Here is a 24,021-nt window from a genome sequence, read left to right as displayed (position 1 = left end):
TTGATCGACCTGGATAGGCAGCTGCCGGAAGATCGTGGCTGGGCTTACCTGGGCGACCACATCCACCTTAGCAATCGTGGCTCGCAAGAGGTCGCGCGGCTTGTTGCTTCGGCACTCGCGCCCAGTTTTGGCGTCTCATATGTAGCTCCTCCCGCGGACACGGGCCTAACCTCGCTCTCGAGGCTAGCTGAGTTGTGCCCCGACGCTGACTCGGGCGAGGTAGCACCGCGGATTCCCCGGATCTACCAGTTGGTCGGCGACAGCGGGCGCTACCCCTCCGTATCGAACGACGGCCGTTGGCTCCTGTTTCAAAGCCGCGCCGGGCCACTCGATCGCATTCGGGTACTACGTCTGTCAGACCACAAGCTCTTCGAACTTACGCCGGCCGGGACGACGGTGAACGAGAGGCATCCTGCATTTCTCGACGTCTCGGAGGACGAGTTCGACGTCGTGTTTGGACATGGCACAGTTGGCGAGCAGCGCGGACGGGAGAACCTCATGGTTCGGTCTTGGCCCTCGGGAGCAACTGAGCCTCTGCACGGCGACAAGGGTCTCACCGGCTCCATCCCAACGGTCACGGGGCGGCATGTCCTGTTCGCTGGCAGCCGGGAACTCGACGGCGCCCGTGCGCCAAATCTGTATCGCTTCAACCGCGATCGAAAGACCGTTGAACGCCTAACCGAATCGACCGCCGAGCAGTGGCGTCCATTCGGAGGCGCCACGGGCGAGGTTTACTTCATCTCGGACGCTGACGGCCGCTTCGCGATCTACCGTCGTGACCAGTCGAATGGAAAAAGCGAAAAGGTTGTCGGATCGTCAGGTGATGAGTGGGATCCCACCGTTTCGCCCGACGGGCGGTGGCTCGCGTTTGCCTCAAAGAGGAATGGAAACTGGGACCTCTACGTCGCGCCGACATCCGATTTCGCTCGGCTTCGCCGCATCACGGACTTGTCCGGGGACGAATGGGACCCCGCGTGGCATCCAAACGGTCGCGTGTTGCTGTTCGGGTCCGCTCACGAAGGTGAGCCGAAGATCATGGCAGTTTGCGTATTTGGCGATTTCCAGCCCCCTCCCTAAGGTAACAGCTTGATGAAACCTCGCAGAGGTGAACGCTCCGAGGCATAATCCTGAATGCGTCCGCCTCCGGTCAGCACATAAGTGGCCAATTGCGCTGACGCGGAGCGCGATCGCGGCTGGAACGAGCCAGGAGGCGCCCGAAACCTACGCTAGTTTCGCCTCGGGCTCGGCCAATAGGCGACGCGCAGCCGAATTGTGCCGCGGCGGCTCCACCCGGACACCATCCTTGGACGCTCCGATCAGCTCAACGACAGTGCACGGCAGTCCGGCCGCATCAAACTTGCGCGCGATGAATTCTCCTTCGTCGCGCTCATGGCTCGACATGATCAGCTGATAGCCCTCGAGCTCGACGAGGTTGCGCATCACATCGACAAATGCCGCTGCATGAATGATGTCGTTATGCTGCAACGGATCGTCGAGCAGCAAGGCCCGCCACCGCGACCACCGATAAGCCGTGCTGGCGGCACAGAGAATACTGAAGCCGTTTGCAGCCATCTGCCCTTCGCTCAGTACGAGCTGCGGTGGCAAGGCGGTTTTGTATTGGGCATTTTCAATTGGATCCGTATAGCGCAGCTGCATCGCGAGCGCCGTACGTTCGACAGTATGCTCCGCATTGAACTGCACCGTCTCACCGGGCGTACTTAGCAGCGCGCGGTTGAATGCGTCTATCAGATCGTTGAGCGGCAGCAGGAATTGTGTCGAGAAGCTCTCGGCTTCGGACTTAAGCTGCTCACCATAGGCGATCACCGCATCTCGGGTGGCGCTGGTGAGCTGCAGCGCGGTGCGCGCCGCCTGGAGCTGCCCCTGGAGTTCCTGCTCTCGGATGACGGGATTCTCCGCCGCCCCTTCTCCGCCCTGTTCGTTCATCAAGACGCGTAGCGCGCGCAATTCGTCCTGCGCCAGCCAGGCTTCGTAGCTCCGCGACAGTGCATTGGTTTCCTCGAAATGCGCGGCGAGCGCCGACGCTCGCTCGCCCAGCACGGCTGCCTGCACATCGATCGTTTGCGAGGAGGGATCGCCGGTCATGCCGGCCTGCTGCCACGCCGTAGCCGCCGCCGAACGGGCGGCCTCGGCGTCGCGGACCCCTCCGGCGATACGGGCGCGCTCGGCCTCGGCTGCGGCGAGCCGCTCGCGTGCCGCCGCTTCCGCATTGGTCGCCGCTGCGCGCTTCAGGATCAAGTCCTCCAGGCTAGCGCGCGCTGCCTCCAGCACTTTGCCCTGCGCTTCGACGGCGGCATCGGCAGCCTCGACGCTCCACGGCTTTGCGAGCCCGACTAGGCTTTCCTCTATCGCGAGCAACGCCGTCTCGCATCGCGTGCGGCGGCGTGTTGCAGTGGCAAGGCGCTCCTGGAGGGACGCTAGTGCCGTGGTCAGGGAGTCGACGCGCGCCTGGGCGGTACTGACATCGGCAGGACTGCCGCCCGCATCCCGAATATGCGCCGCGCGCGCTCGCGCCGCCTCAGCCAGCTGGTGAGCAACCAGCGCTCCGAAATCACTATCGGCGGCCACGCCGAGCCCTTCAGCGATCGCGCTGCGCTCAGCCGCAGCCGCTGCTTCGGCTGCCCCCGCAGCGGTTTCTGCCGCAACCGCATCGGAAATGGCTGCTTGCGCTCGGGCTAGGGCCTGGGCTGCCGCCGTTGCGCTATCCCGCAGTGCGTCGAGCGCGCGCACGTCGTCGGCAAGCTGGACGTCCTGCGCGGCGAGTGCGTTTTGCGCGCGCGTTTGCAACTCACCCGGTGGGAAGCTGCTCGCGCAGACCGGACAATTGGTGTCGTCATGCCCAATATGCGCTGCGAGGCTGGACAGCAGCTCCGCGAGCCGCGACGCATCGCGCCGCCGCGCGGCCAGCCTGTTCCGGGCAGAAGCTTCGGCCGCGCGCGTGTCTTCCACGGAGCGCTCGAGCCCCGGCAACTGGCCGCGCGCGTGATCGGAGGCCGCTCTCGCCGAGGTGGCGGCATTACGCTGATTGAGCGTCCCAACTTCCTGAGCCTGCAAGGCCGCGGCACGCGTAGACCAGAGCTGGAGCGTCGCTTGTTCGTTGTCGAGCCGGCTGAGGGTCACTTGTGCCTCGCGCGCCCGGTTGAAAGCGTCCTGAGCGATCGCGAGATCACGGTGGCAGGTGTCTCGCTCGGCGTCGAGCGCCGCTTCATTCGCTTGTGCGGTCTGTCGTTCGGCATCGAGCATACCGAACTCGGCAATTGACGTTCGGGCACGAACGCGGTCGTCATGGTCGGATTCAGCGCGGGCAACGACCTCGGTCTGCGCCGCAGCGGCCTGTTCTGCTTGACTCGCCGCGAGCATTGCCTCGCTCAGCTGCCCTGTCGCAGTCGCGACGGCGGCACTAGCGGCCGCTGTACGCGCGCCACCAGTCTCCGTCAGCGCGGACGCTTCCGCGAACCGCGTGACAGTACTGTGGAGGCCGTCGAGCGCGGCTCGGTGCTGCGCGACGTTCCGTTGCTCGGCCTCGATTGCCAAGCGGACGTGCGATAGTCGCTCGGTAAAGCCTTGCAGTGCGTCGTCGCCGCCCGGCAGCATCCGTTCGATGGCTGCAAGCCGCGCATCAAGCGTCGCCTCGGACTCAGCGCCGGCCGCCGCGCCTCGCGCATGGAGCCCGTTCAGCCTAGCAGCAAACCCCCGCCATTCCTCGAGGGCCCGCGCTGCGATATTGACTACCTCCTCTTCGCGTTCGGCGCGCCGCCGAAAAGCATTGGTAGTCGCTCGACCACGCAAGGCGGTCCGGATCGATTCGAGCCGGTCTATGCCGCTAGGTCCTTTGAGCGCCTGCCATTGATCGGCCTGGCCACGGCTGGTGAAACGCTGTTGCGAGGCTTGTCCCAGGAAATGGGTGAAGCCAAGGTAGGCGGCGATGTCCTTGATCTCGGTCCAGTCGGGATCCTTGAGCAACCTGAGCAAGGCTCGGGCGGCGGGCTTTGTGCGCAGCGTGCGAGTCAGCGGCTCGCCCTCCGAGAACCTCAGGCTGACGCGGTGCGATCCCGGCTTGGCATCGCGCCGGGTGAGGTACTCACTTTCCTTGAGGCGGCCCACATAATCTTGGAAGCGCCGGATCTTGCCAGTCAGGCACCATTCGATCCCGTCGAAAAAGCTGCTCTTGCCCAAGCCATTGGTCCCGACGAGGAGAGTGAGCCCCGGGCCCGGCGGCACAGGCAACGCGAATTCGCCAAACGTCCGGAAATCGCGAAGATTGACCTCGCGCAGGAAGGTTTCGCTCATCGTGCGCTCCGCCGCCGCCAGGAGACCACCAGTTCCTCGACCAGTAGATCGGGATCGACGTCGGATTCGCTTGCCAAGCGGATCCACTCGCCGGCCGTGTCGCGCGGGACGTCGCCATACACTGCGGCGCGGCTCACATTGTCAAGCGGTGCCATAGAGAAGATGGCGTCGGTGATCCACGGTCGGGCAAGAAAGCTGCGCTTCACAAAATCGGCGAAGCTCTGCTCGTCGGCGCTCGGGTCCAGCGGGCGCAGCCAGACGAGCTTGCGCGCCACGCGCTCGTCGCGTTCGGCGATGAGCGCCAGCGCGCGCCACCGGTCGACGCCTTCGCTGCCGCGCGGGCCGAGCAGGATGGTGTGCAGATCGAGCGCTGCTGGTGCGCTCAGATGAGACCGGGCAACGACGCACTGGTTGCGCACGCGTCGCACAACGTCGCTGATACCCTCCTCGTCTGGTGCTTCCGGCAGCAGCGTCAGCAGCACGGCATAGCGGCCGATCTGCAGCCCACGTACATGATTGGGCAGGTCGCGTGGCTCGAGCCGCGCCGACGGCGTGTCGCTACCGCCGGCAAAGATCCGGCCAGCATAGTTGGGCTTGGATTCGACTGTAAGGCCGAGTTCGGCCGCGCGGCGAGTGAGCAGACGTTCGCCTGCATCGAGGGCTTCTTGGGCAGGCGACATTGACGCAGTTTCGGTCATGAGAGACCTCCCGCGGCTTGGATGGCAGCTTTCAATCGGCCGAAATGGTCTTCCTCGATACCGAGCAGCAAGGCCGCCAGCGCGGCCGCGCTTGCTTGGGCCGCTATGCGAAACTCTGCATCGACAGTTAGCATCAGCTTTCCATTTGGGCCGGGTTCGCCGAGAAGAGGTATGCTCGCGCCGGTCTTTCCAAGCGAGCTGTTGGCGCCCGCGATTAGCGCCGCCGGGACTGACTGCATCGGCAGCAGGACAAATTCGGTTGTCCAAGCGTGACGCAGCGCGACCAGCGCCATTTCCTCGCTGTCGATCAGGCCTGCCGCACAGGTGTGGCCGGTCCGCTCGGTTCCGTGGGCAATCCGGTCAAGATTGCCGGGGTGCACGCCTCGTGGCGCCGTGACTTGCCAAGCGGTCGCGACGGCTAGAGCCACGGCGCATGCTCGGATCAGCGGAGTACGCAGCAGGCGCCCGGCTAGCACCGAAGCCTCGGCGGCGGCGGCCGCATCATCCTTGGCGCAGATAGCGAGGCCGAGGAAGCGGGCCAGCAGAACAGGCTCCGCCCGAAACCGACGAATCCAGTCTTGCCAGATCGGCTCCATCTGCTGGCGAAGATCGGCTGCCGCCACGAACGACACGGCGTGGCCGGGATCCTCGCCTTGTCGGATATAGCGTGTCAGATGGCGATTTACGGCCTCAAGCAGCCAATTATCGAGCGCCTGATTCATCGTGGCAGCCAGGTCGTTTGGCGGCACCGTCACGGGGTTGAGAATAGAAGGGTCGCCGCCCAGCGCCCTTAGCGGGGGCAACCTCAGCCCACCAGCACTAGGCGACTCACTAGAAAGCGCCGTCAGAAACGGGCGCCAGCGCGCCACGTCGACGAACAGCTCGACGCGAGGAGCGTGCATCGCCAAGCGCGCGACGGCATGGGCGAGACTGGTCCCCAATTGCCCGGGTCCGTCGATGACCGTGAGTTCGAGCAGCGACGTGTCATCGGACCATAGCGCAGCGATATCCGCGGGCGCGACGTCCCCGCTCCAGCGGGCATCGCCGCCAGTCAGCCACAGCTTGGCGCTGTGCGGCATCGCCATGAGCAGGGCGTCGATACGATAGCGCGGTGGCGGAAGCTTCGCCCGCCCGGCCAATCGCTTGAAATGATCATAGGTCGCATGGGTGAGTTCAGGAGCGATGCTGTCAACGGGAAAGGCCTGCACCCATGCGGCGTGTTCGGCTTCGTAGCCCTGGAGTAGGTTCGAGAAGGGTCCGCGAATCGCATCACGCCCAGGGCCGCGCCGGGCAATCACCCAATCCGCGACGACCGTCGTTGCACCGCAGGCGAATCGGCGCGACCCTTCCGCGTCGCTGGCCTCCGATGCGATCTGGTGCACGTCGTCACAAACGACATGTGTGAAAGACTCTGCCCCCTGCCGTCTGCAGGCCTTGACCAGCAGATAGACCGCAAGGCGGTTCAACCGCGCGGTCCTGATCGTCATAAGCTCTGGCTTGCGGGTCTGGAAAAAAAGTTGGACGCCGTGACGCAGCTGCTCTTGCATCTGATCCACCAGTCCGAGAGCTTCGACCTGGCCACCGATGGCCTCATCATAGGCCGCGACGAAATCGAACCCCTCTCCTCTCCCCTCAGCAGCAAGGGCTTCGGCATCGATCGCCAACAATGAGTCTCGCAAGGCTTGCACGCCGGGACGCTGAGCGATGCCGCGAACGATGTCGTCGTGCCGGAAAGTCGCGCTGGAAGCGGCGATGAGATCGATCAAGCCGCCATCGCCATTGCCACTGACGAGGAACGTTGGCCGCGCATTGCCATCGATTTCGGCGCCGGGTACCCCCGCATCGCGCCAGTAGCTGGCTGTTTCGGTTCCTGAGACTGCAAAGCGGTTTTCGATGCCGAAGCCAATTGCGAGCACGACGATATCAAACTCGTGGCTTGCGGTCTCACGCCCGCCATCGGCGGCCTCGCGCTCGAAGGTTACTATAAAGCGGCCGGCTTGGGGGGCGATGGCAGTGACCTGATACCGTTCGTGCACGGTGAGACGGTCTTCGGTCGCCAATCGGATTTCACCGAACTCGCGCAGCACCGCGTCTCGGACGTCTCTGGCGGGTCCCGATCGCCAGTCGAGCACCGGAAGCTCGGCGAGCTCGTGATCAGCATCGGGACTGGGCCATTCATAGATGTGTGGATCGAGACGGCGCCGTTGCGAATCCCCTTGCAGCGGCAGCAGGCGCTGCGCTTTTTCGAACAGGTGGACGTCGGTTCCACCTTGAAGAGCGAGCGCGGCGGCCATCGTGATGCCGGCGGCACCGCCGCCGATCACCGCAATACGAGCATTTCCTGGCAGCAGGTGCTCGTGCCACAATGCGTGGGCCAGCTCAAGCGCGCGGACCTGTTGCGAATAGAAGGTGATACGCGTGTCATACGATCCGAGCACATAGACGCCAGGATGTGCGGCAATGCGTGCCCCAGCAACGACGTCCGCGGGCTTCAGCATGCCGCACGCCCAGCCCGGTCGACGAGAAGGTCGAGGCGCAGGGCAGCATTGCACGGGCGCGCAGCACCACAAGCAAGGCGGTCCAGCACTATGACCATGATCGACGAGCTATCCGACGCTAGCGCGTGCCAGCGCCGTTGAGACGCGAAGCGTTAGCACAATCCCGCAAGCCATTACCCCCACTCCCGATGGCCGCCTTTTAGTCACTTGGTTGATCGCACACCGCGAAATGCATTGCCAGCTTGATTATCTGGGTGGTGCGTCGCGGTTTCAGCCGCTTTTCGTGCTCTATTGTGGGTTGAACTCTAGTGGATAAAGGTCGGCTGCGCGGAAGCACGTACTCAAATAGGAGCGCACGATCAGTCAGCTGCCAGCGGCGCATTGGAGGGTAAGTTGACCCGACCAGGTAATGCAGCCGGTCAGCTCCAGAAAGTGCGGATCAGGAAAACGGATCAAGCGGCGAATGCAATTCGGTGGAAGCGGTGTCTCGACGCGATCTTCGTAGTCGCACGTTTCGCTAGTGTCATAGCCTCGGGAAATCAGATAACGACGTGCCACTTTGAAGGGCAATCCACCTGTGGCCGTGAGGTAAGCGACGGGTATTTCTGCCTCGACGATCGTCGGCGTTCCCAGCGCTTTGAGAATCGCGCAAGTCTCAGGCTCGCGATCATGCGCATTATAGAGCGCTTCACCGCCCCAGAACCGGAACAGATCGCCGACGCCGCCCTCACCCGCGATGCGTGGCGGAAAAAAGCAGAACCAGATCTTTCCGGCTCGGCTCGTCTCATCCGCCTGGTTTTTGAGCTTGAACCTTTCGCCAATGCTCGCTGACAGCAAGCCGGCATCTACTGCAGCATCCACCCGTCGAGCCAACATCGTCGCGCTCGGCAAATACATTCCCTCACGGGAGATTGCCGTGATCTCGTAATCGAGCAAGCGGGTGCAATGCCATCCGATAACGGCAAAATCCTGCATCGCGTCCATGAGCCCGTATATCGCGCCGTCGTAGACGGCGGGATCGACGCGCAGAGCACGAGTAGCCCAATTCAGAAAGACGTGATGATGCACGGCCAAATAGTCGAGCAGACTAGACGGCCAGCTTTCTGGGCTTTCCAAGTCGACTACAACGCGTGTCAACGGAGATGCTCGCTAGCCCATGTATGATCACTGGCTAATGTGGTCACGATCCAGGTGCCTCTGCTCTTGTGGCTAGACGCGCCAATCCTGTCGCTCAGCGTCTTCGTCCTGCCGGCTCGCGTCCTCCTCGTAACTTCGGGCAATGCGATCGAGAGTGGCGGAAGTGCGCGGCCATTCCAACGCCGTCGCTTTCGAATAAGCGCGATATCGTTCAGCCAGGTCGCGCTCTTGAGTGCCGCCCTCTGCAGGGAGACGCGTTGTCATACCACGTCGGTTGTAGAGGCCGATCGCAAAGCCTGTCTCCAGGTCTTTGCTGCGCGTGATTTCAATCGCCTCGCGCACGGGAACAGCTGGCCAGATACCGTCAGCATCAGTAGGTGATGCTGACAAAGCCTCGCCAATCTTCTGGTCTGCAATGTCCGCCCGGCCAACCTTCGCCGCAAGAATGCGAGCCTCCTTGATCCAGGCCTCGAGCGTGGCGCCATCGATATGCCCATCTGGCGTGGTGCCGGGAACCCGGTCCCACAGCCGTAGGAGGCTGAACGCCTGTGAGGCCACAGCACGCGCTCGGTCGGGGTCTTCAGGTAGTAGCTCCACTACTCCGCTCTCTTCACTTGGCCTATAGAGCGCACTTAGCACTTCGATGAAGAACGACGGGCGCTCCGCCAATGCCTTGATCAGAACCTTTGCGGGCCGCTGCGAATACTCCAGCAACGGGAGATAGGTCCATTCCAGTCGTAGCAGCTCGTCATCGGAAATGCCGGCGTCATCCAGACGCTGCAAAATTTCCGCGACATGGTGCTGAAACATAGTCGGTTCATTGTGATCGTCCTGTGTCTTGTCCCAAGGCTGTTGGACCGCCTCATGAAGGGCCCTGATCAGCAGCTCGCTCGGTAGCCCTTTGGACAAATGATGTCCAACGAAGTGAAGCGCGGGTCGGGCACGTCCGACTTCGATGAGCTTGTTGGCCATGAAGACGATGTCGTCGGTGGTACCATCCATCCACAGCGTTGCTGCACGCTTCCAGTAAAGGTCTTCCACAATAGGTCCCGCGAGATGCGCCTGGTCCCAAGTCCACCGTGTGACCGGCAGTGCGCTCAGGATCGTGAGCATGGCGTGATCGCCCCAATGCTCACGCGCGGCCCGAGCCAGAAGCTCCGACGCCCAAGGCTCTTTGGCGTGCGCGAAAGTGGAGTAGATTAGGCCGTGAGCGAGTTCTCGCTCTTTTGGGTTATCGCTGCGCAGGGCACGGACGAGGATCTTATCCCGAGTGAGCGGGCCGAGCTCGAGCTCCGTGAGCGTAGCACCTAAGAAGCCCGCCAAGTCCAGGCGGTGCGCGAGTTCAAAAACGCCGTCGATACCTCGTTGGCCTAGAAGATCTTGAACCGCCTTTCGCCGCGCGATCGGCACGTTGGCTTTGGCCGATCGCCAACCGTCGATTCCCGGATCCGGCAAGTCGACGGATGGTTGAAAGAGCCAAGCCATTCGTTCGATGGTGTCCGAAGGCTCAAGCTTGCGATAGATCCGTTCGATCTGATCCAGCTGCTCGGCCGGCAGCGACCACGCCGCGTCACGAAACTGCCGATGATGGTTCAGCACGCCGCGTAGCGTCCGCCACAGGCGGGTGCGGTCTTCCACATTTGCGAGCCGGGGCTCGATCTCTGCCAGTTTCTGGAGCACCAGTTCTCGCTCTGGCGCCAGGTGACTGATCCTGTCAAGAAGCTGCTTCCAGCGCTCGGGGGTGGCACCGACATCCTGGAGAAGACGCGAGGTCACCTCTTTCGTGCCCTTGCCTACCACTGCATAGGTGGCAGTCTCGTAACTGTCCTGAGAGTAATCCCGCCATCGAGGCTGCGGCGATGGGATCACTATGCCATGACCGCTCGGAAGGATGGCAAGCATCAGCTTCCAAGCCGCTTCCGGCTCGGTCTTTCGCAGATGATCGAGGACACGGAGACGCTCGGCCAATGTCGCGTGAGTTTGGGGCAGCCAGAGCAAGAAGATCTTTGACAGACTGTTGCCCGGCCGGTTTGTGTACTTCCCGCCCGGATCGAGCGTGTCGAGCTTGGCAAGTGTCTCGGAAACGCGCCCCAGGTTTTGAGGAGACCAAGCCAGCGCTTCCAGGGCCCACAGCAGATCAGAGAGATGCTCGCCGCCGAACGGACCGCCGTCGGCGCCGAACAAGCTCATGATGGGCTGATCATTCCTGTGCAGACTCTCGTCGATCGCATTTAGGAAGATGTGAGGCGCAGCTTCCGCGAGCAGCTGGAAGTCCCGAGATAGCGACCACCATCTCTCGCGCGACGCCCCTTCGAGAAGTCGGCGAACCACGAATTCGGCGTGGGCCCGCACGTCCGATGCGCCTCGGGCATGCTCGTCAAAGAGCGACATCATAATCAGTACCTGGCCAAGCCCGCGCCGAAGGTAGCCGGTATATTGTGGCCGAATACCTTTGGTCTCTGCCATCCAGCGCTCTTCTGGATCCACCTCGTAGCGCGGATCATGGGCCCCGAGCACGTCGATTGCAGCCTTCTCGAAACTCTCCATATCAGCGGACGACAAGTGCCGAGCCAGGAGCAACCAAGCATCCGGCGGTGAAGCGATCTTCCAGGCAGTGCCCACTTTTCGAAGGGGGCTGTCGATCGCACTCGCAAACGGCGCCAGATCGGCGACAACCTGGTCATAGGGAACGTTGCCCAACCGAGAGAGAATCTCCTTGTCGGATTGCGAGCTTTCGTCCCATCCACCGGCAAGAAGTGCAGCCATCAAGCCACGTGTTGGACGGTCTTCAGCCCATTGCGGCAGCCGACCCGGCGCGGATGGTATGAGTCGGCGCAGGATGGCGAGACTGCGCGCTGAGTCGCGTGCGAGCGCCCGCGCGCGCGGTTCAGAGATACCGGAAGCGGACAACGCGTGTTCAATGCCGGTGCGAGAAGGCCGCGACAGACGGCGATAGTCACCACGCTGGTCGGTGTCGGCGCCATAAGTCAGAAGGACATGGTGACCGCGCTGGACCAGGCGCTGTGCCAACCCCGGTTCGGGGTCCAACAGGACAATTATGAGAGGCGTAAGGCTTTCGGCGACACCGCGAGCGGCCTCCGCGCTGGTCGCCACCACGCAACGTGTCAGATAGTGCTGCGCCGCGTCCGCCGGCAACTGTCCGATCGTTGCGAAAAAGAAGGCGGCCACCTGGTCCGCCGTCTCCCCCTGCAGGGAGAACGTCGTGGCTTGCGAGCGCAGCCACTGTAGAACCGCGGCAGCGTCCTCATCGCGATCGGAAAGAATGAGGTCTGTTGTCAGGGGCCATTGCGTCGCCAGAGACCACTCGAGCCAGACCTCTTCCAACTCGCGTATGCCTGCGGGTCGTTTGCCCAGGAGGGTAGCGAGCCACTGACCAACGGCTGGATAGAGTTCGATCCAGTGAACAAGATCATTGCCGTCATAGGCGCGGACGTCTCGCCAGAGGTTGCTGGCGCGTTTTTCCTGCACCCATTCCTCCTTCTTGGGCCATTGCCGCGGCGTGACAAAAACGAACGTCGACTCTGGTGGCTGAAGTTCACCTGGCATATGGGAGCGCTTGTCGAAATCAGCGCTTGCCTTGTCGGCAATGGCTTGGCGCTGGGTTCCGATTTCCCAACCGGTGACACCTTCAGGCACATAGCGGCTCGCTTGCTCGGAACGCGTCACGCCGTCCCAGCCGGCATACTGGATCGCTTCGTCGGAAGGAAAGCGCATGTTCACGGAAGGCCCGTGAGCCGCCCTGATCAGTTTGGCGATCAGGGTCGGCATGGTGGCTTGGCCGTCCCGGCGTTGAGCCCATTCTGCAAGGTCGGTGGCATTGACCCAACGGATGGGAACACCAGATTTATTGCGCTCGGCCATCGGGGGGACTTGCGGGCCGATCACGACGCCACCGGGGAGGAAGCGGACGCCAGCGCCTTCCAATGCCGTCCGCATGGCCTCGGCGTTGTTGGGGACCGGCGTCCGATGACCACGCTCAAAGTCCGCGACGGTTGAAGCTGCCACCCCTGCCTTTTTCGCCAGTTCTTGCTGGGACCACGCGAGGAGAGCTCGGGCAGCGCGGATTTGCTTGGGTGAGAGGTCAGTTCCGGAAAGCGGTTGAACCTTCATGTCATAGTATCTATATGACATGGGGTATTTTTCAAGGCAGAAAGGCCGCGAGAGCGCGGGGTCATGTGGCAGACGCAGCCAGTGCTGGCCTCTAGTCTCGATGGCATTGTCGAGTTGAGCAATGAATGGCCGCGATGGCAGAGTCCGGCTGAGGCTTCGAACACATGGGTGCGATTTGCGCGCCGATACGCCATTCAAGGACTCGATCGAAAGGGATGCCCAGCGCCCGGGCCGTCTCGACGTGTCCAAGGCCGTCGTTAGCCGAGGAGCCCGTCCATCGCGGAGCAATCTGCTGACCCCTGATGGTCGGACGAGGTGGCACACGCCGAAGCCGACCGAGAGTCCGCTGCGTTTCGCCTCAATCTGCTTCCCCCCTGCTTCCCCGGCAATCGCGCGAGAGGCGGGGAAGCAGAAAACGACCCCGAAGGACCGTTCCGACTCGCTGATTTGTTTGAAGAAAATTGGAGCGGGCGAAGGGATTCGAACCCTCGACCCCGACCTTGGCAACAGTCTGACTTCATCGGGCGACATTAGCTTGGAGGCGACCGTTCTGCGGCAGCCTCGTCGCCTGCATGATTGCTGACCGAACTCTATCCCACGGTATCCGTCTCTACCGCCCTCGTCGGTTTGCCCTTCCCGCGCCTTGCCCCGCGGTGCAAGTCTTGAGGGCGAACGAGCATGAGCGACCGATCCCGTAATTTTTGAGTGAGCGCCGGGTAGTCGCCATTGGTCGATTAGGGGACGCTGACCGTGGCTGCATCTGCTTACATCGATCCAGAAGCCGATCCGTTGCGGCCTCTCACGGCGGCCGACATCGAGTCGGCTTTCCGCAAGCCCGCTGGCTGGTTCGGCCGCGACCGTGTCCGCAAGCGCCTCTACGCGCAGGGGTTCCCGCATCCTTTTGAACGCGGCCTCTGGTCTGCCAAGGCGGTGGCCGATTGGCTAGCGACCGTCGGTAGCAATCCCACTGGCGCCGTGCCACGCCCGATGCGCAAAGCAAGCGAGCAGCAAGCTGAACCACGTTCTCGGCCGGCGCGCCGCCAGCGGAGCAACGGATATGCTCCTGTAGTGATGCGGTCGCATTGACCCGGTGCTTGCAAATCGTGCAGACTCCTCAACCAGGAGGCACGATGGGCAAGATCGACGCCCCTTATCTGGTGACATACACCAACAAGGACGGCACGCTCCGCCACTACTTCGCGCCGCGCCATGAGGACCGACAGAAGGGTTGGGCGACGGTGCGCCTGCACGATGGCCGGGGCAAACCGATCCGCGATCCGATCGTCGCCGCCGGTGCGTGCCAAGCTGTGGCAGCCATTTACACGGCATGGCGACGGGGCGAAGCCGGGATGGGCCCGCACTTGATAGACAAACTAGGAAGACCGGTCACGCAGACGCCTGACCAGGCTAGGAAAACTGCGCGCGGAGCAGAAGCGTCAGAGAGCGAGCGAACGTACCGCCCCGGCCAAATCGGCGCGATGGTCGCCGACTATAAGGATCACGACGTCTACACCTCGCTATCGGACAAGACGCGGCTCGAGTACCGAGTCTATCTCGACAAGTTCGTGGAGAAGTTTGGAGACACCTACTGGCGCAAGCTGGCGCCGGGAACACTACGGTCCTGGCTGCGCGAGCACGGCGAGGCCAACGGCTGGGCCGGCGCGCACTCGATGTACCGGACGATCCGTGCCTTCTTTGGCCGAGTCAGGCTCTGCTACGACAGGGTCGACCATCCCGGCTTCGTGCCACCGAAACAGAATCCTGCGGCCGAGCTCGACCTTGGCCTGCCGAAGCCCAACCTGATCCTGTGGCCTCGCGCGGCGATCGATGCCTTCGTGGCATTGGCCGACAATGCTGGCCACAAGTCGATCGGCGACGCCGTCGTGATGATGGGCTGGCTGGGCGTGCGAAAGCAGGATTGGCTGTCGTGGCCGGCAGACTTCTTCGATCGCGACCTACTTGCCTTCCGCCAAGAGAAGACTAACAACCCGCTCGTTCTACCATGGCGGACGGTGCCAGCGCTGGTGTTGCGAGTCGAGGCGGCACGGGCCCGGCGGAGGGACGATGGCGTCACTGCACGGACGTTCTTCCACGATGGCGCTGGCCGGCCCTGGAAGGATGCCGATGCATTCCGCGACGCGTTCAACGAACTACGCGATCAGCTGACCAAGCAGCATCCGCACTTCGAGACCCGGTACTATGTTGGCGCCGATCCCGAGGATCCACTGCGCCTGCCGACTAAGAAGCTCACCATGCGGACGATGCGCCACACATGCATCACGCTGAACCATGATGCAGGGGTGCCGCGCGAACTGATCCGGGCGATCACCGGCCACGAACTCGACACGATCGACCAGGTGCTGAAATGCTATGCGGCCGTGACAGCCGACCAAGCGGCCGCGGCACTCAACATCAGGCTGGCATACGAGGGGCAGTCCGCGTGATTTGTCTTACGTCTCGCGACGTAAGACTCTGGCGCGCCCGAAGAGATTCGAACTCCTAACCTTCTGATCCGTAGTCAGATGCTCTATCCAGTTGAGCTACGGGCGCGCGGCCGGAGAAACCGCAGTCGGGTCCGGCGAAGAGGGGCGCACCCTAATGAAGTTGGCGACCGGTTGCAAGCCGCAGAATGACCATCGGGCAGGACTGCAGGCTGGCCGACAAATGCCTCACTTGATTGGAGAATCCCCGCTCCCGGTTTGGCCCGGTCGCGAAACTCTGGTGCCGGCTTGGCTGCGTTGGCGAGCCGCAGCGGAGGAGAGTCAGCCGGCAAACGATAAACACGCATCACCGGTGAGCCTTTCCCGCCGTCGCGATTCCACGCGCATCGCGATAGAGTTAGAGAAATGGCTCATCGCCTCCTGTCCCTGCTCGGGCTGCTCCTCGGCCTCGCGGTTCTCCCCGCGCTGGCCCAGCCAACCGTGTCGGATGCCGACCGGTCGGCGATCCGCGACATCATCCAGTCGCAGATCGAGGCATTCCGCCGCGACGATGGCGAGGCCGCCTTCGGCTACGCCTCGCCGGAGATCCGCCGCATGTTCGGGACATCGGACATCTTCATGGACATGGTGCGGCAGGGCTACCAGCCGGTGTACCGGCCGCGCGTCTTCGATTTCCGCGAGATCGTCGACCTGCACGGCCAGGTGACCCAGAAAGTCCATGTCATCGGCCCCGACGGGCGGCCGGTGACGGCCCTCTATCCGATGACGCAGCTGCCCGACGGCACGTGGCGGATCAACGGCTGCTACCTGCAGGCGCCGGACGAACACTCGGCCTGATCCGACGGCATTCCCCCTCATGAACGGTGTCTCGCCCAAGGTACTGGGCCTGCTGGCTGCGCTCACGCTCGTGTGGGGCACCAACTGGCCATTGTTCCGCATCGCTCTCGACGAATTGCCGGTGCTGACGTTCCGCACCCTCGTGCTGGTGACGGGAACGGCAACGCTGGGCGCCATCCTGCTGGTCCGCCGCGAAAGCTTCGTCGTCCCGCCCGGGCGCTGGCCGGCGCTCATCGTCGCGTCGATGATGAACCTCCTGATCTGGAACATCGCGACATCGCTCGCCGTGCTCTACATCCCCTCTGGTCACGCCTCGGTGCTGGCCTATACGATGCCGCTGTGGGTGGCGCTGATCGGCTTCGTGGCCTTCGGCCAGCGCCTGACTGGCCGCCTGCTGACGGCCATCCTGATCGGCGCCGCCGCCGTCGCGGCGCTGATGGCGCCCAACTTCGTGACCTATGCCAAAGCGCCGCTCGGGCTGTTCTGGGGCCTGTTCGCCGGCTTCTGCTGGGCCGTCGGCACGTTCGTAGTCAAGCGCACCAGTTGGCCGGGCATGGGCCTGTCGCTCACTTTCTGGCAGGTCCTGATCAGCGTGCCGCCGGTGCTGATCGGCGCCGTGATCTTCGACGGCCTGCCGGAGCGCTGGCCGTCGGCCAAGGCGCTGATCGCCACGATCTATACCGGGGCAATCCCGATGGCGCTCGGCACCGCCGCCTGGTTCGCCCTGGTCAAGCTGCTGCCCACCCAGGTCGCCGCGCTGTCGTCGATCGCCATCCCGATCGTCGCCATCGTGAGCGGCGTCGTGCTGCTCGACGAGCCGCTGTCGCTCCTGCAGGCGATCGCCATCGCCTCCACGGTGGTGTCCTTATGGCTGGCGCTGACGCCCGGCCAGAAACGATAGCTCAGGCGATCACGTTAGACGACGGGCAGCGACAGCGGCGCGATCTCCTCGGCGGCCCGTTGCGCGTAGTCGCGCTGCGGCGAGTCGCGCAGCATGCGGGCCTGCGCCTCGGCCAGCCGCTCCATCGCCGCCGCCGGATCGAGATGCAGCGGCGCGCCGTCCTGCAGCACCACCTCGCCACCCACCAGCACGGTGCGCACGGCGCGGTCGGCGGCGTGGAAGACGAAGGAGCGCAGCGGATCGCGCGCCGGCTGCATCAGGGGGTGCGCGAGGTCGACCAGCACGATGTCGGCCAGCTTGCCGGGCGCCAGCACGCCGATGTCGTCGCGACCCAACGCTTTGGCCCCGCCGATGGTCGCCGCCTCGAAGGCGGTGGCGGAGTCGAGGCTCGCTACCGTCTCGCTCATCAAGCGCGCGGCGTGAATGGCGAGCCGCATCTCCTCGACCAGGTTGTGCGGCGCGCAGTCGGTGCCGAGCCCGACATTGACCCCGCGGGTGCGGTAGCGGCCGACATGGTCCATCGCAAGGCCGTAGCGCGCGAAGGGTTGCGGGCAATGAGCCACCGAGGCACCGGCCTCGGCGATCAGATCCAGGTCTTTGGCGGTGTGCCAGCGGATCTGCGGATGCTCGTCGAGCAGGATGCAGTGGGCCAGGATGGTGTCGGCCTTCAGCAGGCCCTGCGCCGCCGCCCACTGGACCGGCGTCGTGCCGTGACGCCGGATCATCTCGCGCACCTCGACCACCGCCTGGCCGATATGGGTCGAGAACAGCCGGCCGGACTCGTCGGCATGGCGCCTCGCGGCGGCGAACAGCTCGGGCGTCACGGTGTCGATCTGGGCCGGGAAGACCAGGGTGCCCAGCCGGCCTGAATTGTGCGACTCGGCCTCGGCCATCACCGCCTTGGCCTTGTCGAAGGCGGCGACCCCGGCCGCCTCGTCCCATCGCCAGGTCACGGTCTGCGGCGCGCTCATGCCCCAGCGCGCCGAGGCGAAGGTCGGGCCGGCATAGAAGCGCATGCCGCTCTGCACCATGGTGTCGAGCCAGCCGTCGAACGGCACGGTGACGTCGCACGCCGTCGTCGTGCCGGCCCGCAGCATCTCGGAATAGGACATCACGGCGGCAGCCGACTGGCCGTCCTTGTCCAGGCGGAAGGCCTGCAGGCGCTCGATCAGGCCGGTCATCTGCTGCTCGGGCACGCCATGGTCCTCGCGCACACCGCGGTAGCCCGGCTCGGTCGTCGGATGGCTGTGGATGTTGATCAGGCCGGGCAGCGCCAGCATGCCGCTGCCGTCGAGCGCCGGCTCGTTCGCCTCCGCCGGGCGTGCCCCGGCCGGCGTGATCTCGACGATGCGACCGTCCTTCAGCAACAGGTCGACGTTTCGGCGATAGACATGGCGAGGCTCGGCCCCGTCGCCGACCACGGCCCAGGCGAGATTGCGGATCGAGTTCGGCCGATTGGTCATTTCCCTGTCCCCCTTGCCTCCATCCCTTTGGAAGGCACGCCTGTTGCATAGTCCGCGCAAGGGGACGATAGAATCGGGGAAAAGACAGAACAAGGAGGAGGCACATGGCGATTCGGACTTCGGCAGCTCTGAAGTGGGCGGCGAGCGCCGCCGCAACGGCGGCGCTCGCGCTGTTGCCGGCGGCGGCCCAAGCGCAGACACAGACGCAGACCCTCAAGGTGGTCATGCATTCGGACGTGAAGATCCTCGATCCGATCTGGACCACCGCCTACATCGTGCGCAACCACGGCTACATGATCTACGACACGCTGCTGGCGGTCGACGACAAGCTCGCCGTGAAGCCCCAGATGCTCGAGGGCTGGAAGGTGAGCGACGACAAGCTCGTCTACACCTTCACCCTGCGCGACGGGCTCAAGTTCCATGATGGCCAGCCGGTGACGTCGGAGGATTGCATCGCCTCGATCAAGCGCTGGGCGGCGCGCGATGCGATGGGCCAGAAGCTGCTGGAGTTCACCAGGGAGCTCGCCGCCGTCGACGCCAGGACCTTCACACTGACCTTGAAGGAGCCCTACGGCCTGGTGCTCGAATCGCTCGGCAAGCCGAGCTCGCTGGTCCCCTTCATCATGCCCAAGCGGGTGGCCGAGACGCCGGCCAACACGCAGATTTCCGAGTTCGTCGGTTCCGGGCCCTTCGTGTTTCGCCGCGACCTGTGGCGCGCCGGCGAGACGGTGATCTACGAGAAGTTCAAGGACTACAAGCCGCGCGCCGAGCCACCGTCGGGACTCGCGGGCGGCAAGGTCGTCCATCTCGACCGCGTCGAATGGCTGGCGATGCCCGATCCGCAGACCGCCGTCAACGCGTTGATCAACGGCGAGATCGACATGATCGAGCAGCCGGTGATCGAGCTGCTGGCGTTGCTGGAGAAGGACAAGAACATCGAGGTCATCGACTTCAACCCGCTCGGCCTGCAGTACAGCTTCCGCTTCAATGTGCTGCACAAGCCGTTCGACAACGCCAGGATCCGCCAAGCCGCACTCTATGCGCTGAACCAGAAGGACTTCCTGATGGCCGGCATCGGCGATCCGAAATACTTCAAGGAGTGCAAGGCGGTCTTCATCTGCAACACGCCCAACGCCACCACCAAGGGCTTCGAGGACAAGCTCGAGTCGAACTTCGCCAAGTCGAAGGAGCTGCTGAAGGAGGCCGGCTACGACGGCACGCCGGTGGTGCTGCTGTTCGCCACCGACACCAACACCGGCCGGCTGACGCCGATCGTGAAATCGCTGCTCGAGCGCGGTGGCTTCACGGTCGACATCCAGCCGATGGATTGGCAGACGGTGGTGGCGCGGCGCACGCGCAAGGAAGCGCCGTCGGCCGGCGGCTGGAACGGCTTCATGACGGCCTGGGTCTCGGCCGACCTGCTCGACCCGATCATGTCGTCGTTCGTGAGCGGCGCCTGCGACAAGGCGGCGATCGGCTGGCCGTGCGACGCCGAGCTCGAGAAGCTGCGCGATTCCTACGCGCGGACGACCGATCCGGCGGAGCGGAAGGCGCTGGCCGAAAAGGTGCAGGTCCGGCTTTCCGAGTATCCGACCTACGCCCATCTCGGGCAGTACAACATCCCGGTGGCGCGGCGCACCACCGTCTCCGGCAATCTCGAAGCACCGGTGCCGGTGTTCTGGAACGTGAAGAAGAAGCAGTAGGACCTGGAGAGCGAACTTCTGTCGTCCTGAGCAAGGCGATTGCGAGGCAAGCGCCGTAAGCGAAGGACCTCATCGCCGCTTGCCACGAGTGTACTTTGGAAGCTCTGGTGATGAGATCCTTCGCTACGCTCAGGATGACAGGAGGGATTCGATGTCACCCACCATGGCCGGGTTGGGACAGACCGCGAACTCGAAGCTCATGGCACCGGACACGACGAAACCGCTCTGCGGCGGCGACTGTCTTGCCAAGTAATCCGCTTGGGCCGACTGTCCCCGGCAGCACCATGACTTCCGTGGGAGGGCGTCGATGAGGAGGTTGATCCTGCTGCTCGCCTTGAGTGTCGCATCGATGCTGCCCGGTGTTGCACAGGCCCAGCAATGGGTGGCGAGTTGGACCGGCGCGGTGCACGGGCCCTATCCGATCGGCAACCCCACCGCGCAGCCCGAGCTCAAGTTCGCCTTCTCTTCGGCCGAGCAGGGCGCGCGCAACCAGTCGTTCCGCATGATCGTGCGGCCCGACGCGTGGGGACCGCAGGCGCGCATCCGCCTGTCCAACGCCTTCGGCACCAAGCCGGTCACCTTCAACGACGCCTTTGCCGGCCTGCAGGAGAGCGGCAGCGCGATCGTGAAGGCCACCAACCAGCCGATCCTGTTCGGCGGCCAGAAGAGCGTCACCGTGGCGCCCGGCCAGAGCGCGGTCAGCGATCCCGTGACCCTGACTTTCGTCAAGACGCCGGGCGACATGATGCTGCGGGGGCGCAAGCTCGCCGTCAGCTTCCACGTCGTCGGCGAAAGCGGCCCGATGACGTGGCATGCCAAGGCGCTGCAGACCTCCTACCTCTCGGCGCCGAACGCGGGCCCCCACAGCAGCGAGGAAGACGAAGCGGCCTTCCCCTACTCGACGACCTCCTGGTACTTCCTCGACGAGGTCGACATGAACCTGCCGACCAAGGCGGATGTCATCGTGGCCTTCGGCGATTCGATCACCGACGGCACCGGCACGACGATCAACGGCGATGACCGCTGGCCCGACATCCTGTCGCGCCGCCTGCATGCCGCGTACGGCGACGATTTCGTCGTGGTCAACCAGGGCATCGGCGGCAACCAAGTGGTCGGACCGGCCGAGTACATGCCGGCCAAGCCGGTGCCCGGCGGACCGAGCGCGCTGTCGCGGCTCGATCGCGACATCACGAGCCTGCCCGGCGTATCGGCGGTGATCTGGCTCGAAGGCATCAACGATTTCGGCGCCGCCAATGCCTCGGCCGAGTCGGTGATGGAAGGCTACACCAGGGGCATCGCCCATCTGCGCCAGAAGCTGCCTGGCGTCAGGATCTTTGCCGCGACGCTGACGCCGGCGCTCAACAGCACCATCGTCAGCCACGGCCGCGCCGAGGTCGACGCCAAGCGCAAGGCGCTCAACGAGTTCCTGCGCACCAGCAAGCTGTTCGACGGCGTCTTCGACTTCGACAAGGCGACCATGGATCCGGCGACCGGTGAGGTGAGGCTGGAGTTCCAGCCCAACTCGTCGACCGGTGGCCCCGGCGACAAGCTCCATCCCAACCGCGCCGGCTACGCCGCCATGGGCAACGCCATCGACCTGCAGCTGCTGACAGGGCGGGCGAAGTAGCTCGTTCTCTCCTCCCCAGCGTCATCGCGGGGGAGGAGAATTCTACTCCGCCGCTTTCGCTGTCGCCGCAAAGAAACGATTGTCCGGGCGCGGCAGGCCCAGGTTCTCGCGCATGGTCTTGCCTTCGTACTCGGTGCGGAACAGGCCGCGGCGCTGCAGCTCGGGCACGACCTTGTCGACGAAATCGTCGAGGCCGCCCGGCAGATAGGGGAACATGACGTTGAAGCCGTCGCTGGCTTGGGTCATGAGCCACTCTTCCATCTGGTCGGCGATCATCCTGGGCGTGCCCATCATCGCGAGCCCGCCGTAGCCACCGAGACGGCCGGCGATCTGGCGCACCGTCAGGTTCTCGCGCTTGGCGAGCGCGACCACCCGCTCGCGGCCGCTCTTGCTCTGGTTGGTCTCGGGGATCTCGGGCAGCGGCCCGTCGGGATCGAACTTGCGCGCGTCCTGGCCGACCGCGATCGAGAGCGCGGCGATGCCGCTGTCGTAGCTCACCAGGCTGTCGAGCAGGGCACGCTTCTCCTTCGCCTCGTCGAGCGACCCGCCCACGATCGTGAAGGCGCCGGGCAGGATCTTGATGTGATCGGGATTGCGGCCGATCCTGGCGGCGCGGCTCTTCACGTCAGCATAGAAGGCGCGGCCCATCTCGATCGGCCCGCCGGCGGCGAACACCACCTCGGCAGTTTCGGCGGCGAGCTGGCGGCCGGCATCGGACGCGCCGGCCTGCACCATCACCGGCCAGCCCTGGACGGGACGCGCGATGTTGAGCGGTCCCCGCACCTTCAGGTACTTGCCCTTGTGGTTCAGCACGTGCAGCCGTGCCGGATCGAAGTAGATGCCCGAGTCGACGTCGCGGATGAAGGCGTCGTCGGCCCACGAATCCCACAGGCCGGTGACGACATCGAAGAACTCGCGTGCCCGGGCATAGCGCTCGGCATGCTCCATCTGGTCGTCCATGCCGAAATTCAGCGCGGCATCGGGGTTCGAGGTGGTGACCAGGTTCCAGCCGGCGCGCCCGCCCGAGATGTGATCGAGCGAGGCGAAGCGGCGGGCGATCGTGTAGGCGGGCTCGAAGGTCGTCGAGGCGGTGGCGATCAGGCCGAGCCGCTCGGTCTTCATGGCGAGCGCCGGCAGCAGCGTCAGCGGGTCGAACGACGTCACCGTGGCGCTGCGCTTCAGCGCCTCCATCGGCATGTTCAGCACGGCCAGGTGGTCGGCCATGAAGAAGGCATCGAACTTGCCGCGCTCCAGCGTCTGGGCATAGCGGATCAGCGCCTCGAGGTTGAAATTGGCATCCGGGGTACCGCCGGGATAGCGCCAAGCGGCAGTATGGATGCTGACCGGGCGCATGAAGGCGCCGAGACGGAGTTGCTTGCGGCTCATGCCGAATATGTCGCGCCTGCCGGGCCATTCGGCAAGCCGCGCCGGACGATAAGAACTAATTCGACGATTAGGACGCCGCGCGACATGCCAGCGCCAGGTCGGGCCGATCAGTGGTGAAGACGTCGACGCCGAGATCGAACATCCTGGCCATCAGGGAGGCGTCGTTGCAGGCCCAGCCGCCGATGCCGAGGCCGGCCTCGCGCACCCGGGTGACGGTCGCAGCATCGAGCCTGTTGCCGCGCAGTCCGAGCATGGGCACGCCGTGGGCGCGGGCCAGCCCGATCACCGCCTCGAGGCCGATGTCGGTCTGCAGGTCGGGCGTCACCAGCCACACGTGGCTCATCGGCGCACCATGGCGCGGCACCTCGGCCACGGTGCCGAGCTGGAAGCTGGTCAGCGCCGTGCGCTCGAGGATGCCCCACGCCGCCAGGGCGGCGACGATGCGCGCGACATGGTCGGGATAGGGGATTCGGTCGGGCCCGGCCTTGATCTCCAGGCGCAGGCTGATCCGGGTCGGGCGGAAGATCTCGATCACCTCCTCGAGCAGCAGCATGCGCTGGCCGCCGCTGCCCTTCAGGATGAGCCGGCAGAGATCGGCCCAGTCGTGCCGGCAGACCGCGCCCGTGCCGTCGGTCGTGCGGTCCAGCGTGGCGTCGTGGATCACCACCAGCCGGCCGTCGCGCGAGGGATGGACGTCGAACTCGACCTGCTCGACGGGCAGCCTGGCCGTCTGCTCGAAGGCAAGGCGGCTGTTCTCGGCCCACAGGAGGGCGCCACCACGGTGCGAGGCGATGTCGGTCATGGTCGAAGGCTCCGGTGTTCAGTTCATTCTCCTCCCCAGCTTCGCTGGGGAGGTGTCGCCGTCATACGGCGACGGAGGGGTCATGGGCA

General features: G+C 64.5%; 14 protein-coding genes and 1 tRNA gene. 6 read left to right on the top strand and 9 right to left on the bottom strand.

Annotation, left to right across the window (positions count from 1 at the left end):
• The first annotated feature begins 249 nt into the window (after nt 1–249).
• The gene (locus ACILR9_RS30555; RefSeq protein ID WP_395713760.1) at nt 250–1,077 is read left to right on the top strand and encodes a hypothetical protein; all 828 of its coding nucleotides are present in this window, start codon (nt 250–252) and stop codon (nt 1,075–1,077) included.
• 144 nt (nt 1,078–1,221) lie between these two features.
• Here the strand turns inward: ACILR9_RS30555 and ACILR9_RS30550 are convergent, their stop codons facing one another.
• The 5 genes from ACILR9_RS30550 to ACILR9_RS30530 form a co-directional block, all read right to left on the bottom strand.
• Nucleotides 1,222–4,308 carry an AAA family ATPase gene (locus tag ACILR9_RS30550; protein ID WP_395713759.1) on the bottom strand — a complete coding sequence of 1,029 codons (3,087 nt, stop codon included), beginning with the start codon at nt 4,306–4,308 and terminating at the stop codon, nt 1,222–1,224.
• Complete coding sequence (locus tag ACILR9_RS30545) at nt 4,305–5,006, bottom strand: hypothetical protein (RefSeq protein WP_395713758.1); 702 nt, start codon at nt 5,004–5,006, stop codon at nt 4,305–4,307. Before ACILR9_RS30545 ends, ACILR9_RS30550 begins: the two co-directional genes overlap by 4 nt.
• The gene (locus ACILR9_RS30540) at nt 5,003–7,504 is read right to left on the bottom strand and encodes an ABC-three component system protein (RefSeq protein ID WP_395713757.1); all 2,502 of its coding nucleotides are present in this window, start codon (nt 7,502–7,504) and stop codon (nt 5,003–5,005) included. The genes ACILR9_RS30545 and ACILR9_RS30540 overlap by 4 nt, the downstream gene beginning before the upstream one ends.
• A gap of 363 nt (nt 7,505–7,867) precedes the next feature.
• Nucleotides 7,868–8,641 carry a hypothetical protein gene (locus ACILR9_RS30535; RefSeq protein WP_395713756.1) on the bottom strand — a complete coding sequence of 258 codons (774 nt, stop codon included), beginning with the start codon at nt 8,639–8,641 and terminating at the stop codon, nt 7,868–7,870.
• Nucleotides 8,642–8,713: 72 nt separating this feature from the next.
• Nucleotides 8,714–12,772 (bottom strand): helix-turn-helix domain-containing protein, encoded by a 4,059-nt coding sequence (locus ACILR9_RS30530; RefSeq protein WP_395713755.1) that lies wholly within the window; start codon nt 12,770–12,772, stop codon nt 8,714–8,716.
• Nucleotides 12,773–13,902: 1,130 nt separating this feature from the next.
• On the opposite strand from ACILR9_RS30530, the gene ACILR9_RS30525 reads away from it, so the two are divergent.
• A complete protein-coding gene (locus tag ACILR9_RS30525) occupies nt 13,903–15,216 on the top strand; it encodes a hypothetical protein (protein ID WP_395713754.1) in 1,314 nt (437 codons plus the stop codon).
• Between the two features lie 29 nt (nt 15,217–15,245).
• Here the strand turns inward: ACILR9_RS30525 and ACILR9_RS30520 are convergent.
• Nucleotides 15,246–15,322 (bottom strand) — tRNA-Arg (locus tag ACILR9_RS30520).
• Between the two features lie 296 nt (nt 15,323–15,618).
• Here ACILR9_RS30520 and ACILR9_RS30515 point away from each other — a divergent pair.
• Nucleotides 15,619–16,050, top strand: coding sequence for a DUF4864 domain-containing protein (locus tag ACILR9_RS30515; protein ID WP_395713753.1), 432 nt, complete (start codon nt 15,619–15,621; stop codon nt 16,048–16,050).
• 19 nt (nt 16,051–16,069) lie between these two features.
• Nucleotides 16,070–16,951, top strand: coding sequence for a DMT family transporter (locus ACILR9_RS30510; RefSeq protein ID WP_395713752.1), 882 nt, complete (start codon nt 16,070–16,072; stop codon nt 16,949–16,951).
• A 14-nt stretch (nt 16,952–16,965) separates the two neighbouring features.
• On the opposite strand, the gene ACILR9_RS30505 is transcribed toward ACILR9_RS30510, so the two are convergent.
• Nucleotides 16,966–18,414 (bottom strand): amidohydrolase family protein, encoded by a 1,449-nt coding sequence (locus ACILR9_RS30505; RefSeq protein ID WP_395713751.1) that lies wholly within the window; start codon nt 18,412–18,414, stop codon nt 16,966–16,968.
• Between the two features lie 104 nt (nt 18,415–18,518).
• Between ACILR9_RS30505 and ACILR9_RS30500 the strand changes: the two genes are divergently transcribed.
• Both ACILR9_RS30500 and ACILR9_RS30495 read left to right on the top strand, forming a co-directional pair.
• Nucleotides 18,519–20,117 carry an ABC transporter substrate-binding protein gene (locus ACILR9_RS30500; protein WP_395713750.1) on the top strand — a complete coding sequence of 533 codons (1,599 nt, stop codon included), beginning with the start codon at nt 18,519–18,521 and terminating at the stop codon, nt 20,115–20,117.
• Between the two features lie 307 nt (nt 20,118–20,424).
• Nucleotides 20,425–21,744: a GDSL-type esterase/lipase family protein gene (locus tag ACILR9_RS30495; RefSeq protein ID WP_395713749.1), complete on the top strand. Its 1,320-nt coding sequence runs from the start codon at nt 20,425–20,427 to the stop codon at nt 21,742–21,744.
• 42 nt (nt 21,745–21,786) lie between these two features.
• On the opposite strand, the gene ACILR9_RS30490 is transcribed toward ACILR9_RS30495, so the two are convergent.
• Nucleotides 21,787–23,130, bottom strand: a complete 1,344-nt coding sequence (locus tag ACILR9_RS30490) for an LLM class flavin-dependent oxidoreductase (protein WP_395713748.1) — start codon at nt 23,128–23,130, stop codon at nt 21,787–21,789.
• A 67-nt stretch (nt 23,131–23,197) separates the two neighbouring features.
• On the bottom strand, nt 23,198–23,932 hold the full coding sequence (locus ACILR9_RS30485; RefSeq protein WP_395713747.1) for a glycerophosphodiester phosphodiesterase family protein: 735 nt from the start codon (nt 23,930–23,932) through the stop codon (nt 23,198–23,200).
• Nucleotides 23,933–24,021: the final 89 nt, after the last annotated feature.

The sequence above is a fragment of the Reyranella sp. genome (assembly GCF_044224635.1).
Lineage (GTDB): Bacteria > Pseudomonadota > Alphaproteobacteria > Reyranellales > Reyranellaceae > Reyranella.
Note: the sequence above shows the minus strand (reverse complement) of the source record. Positions and strands in the feature narration are given on the sequence as shown.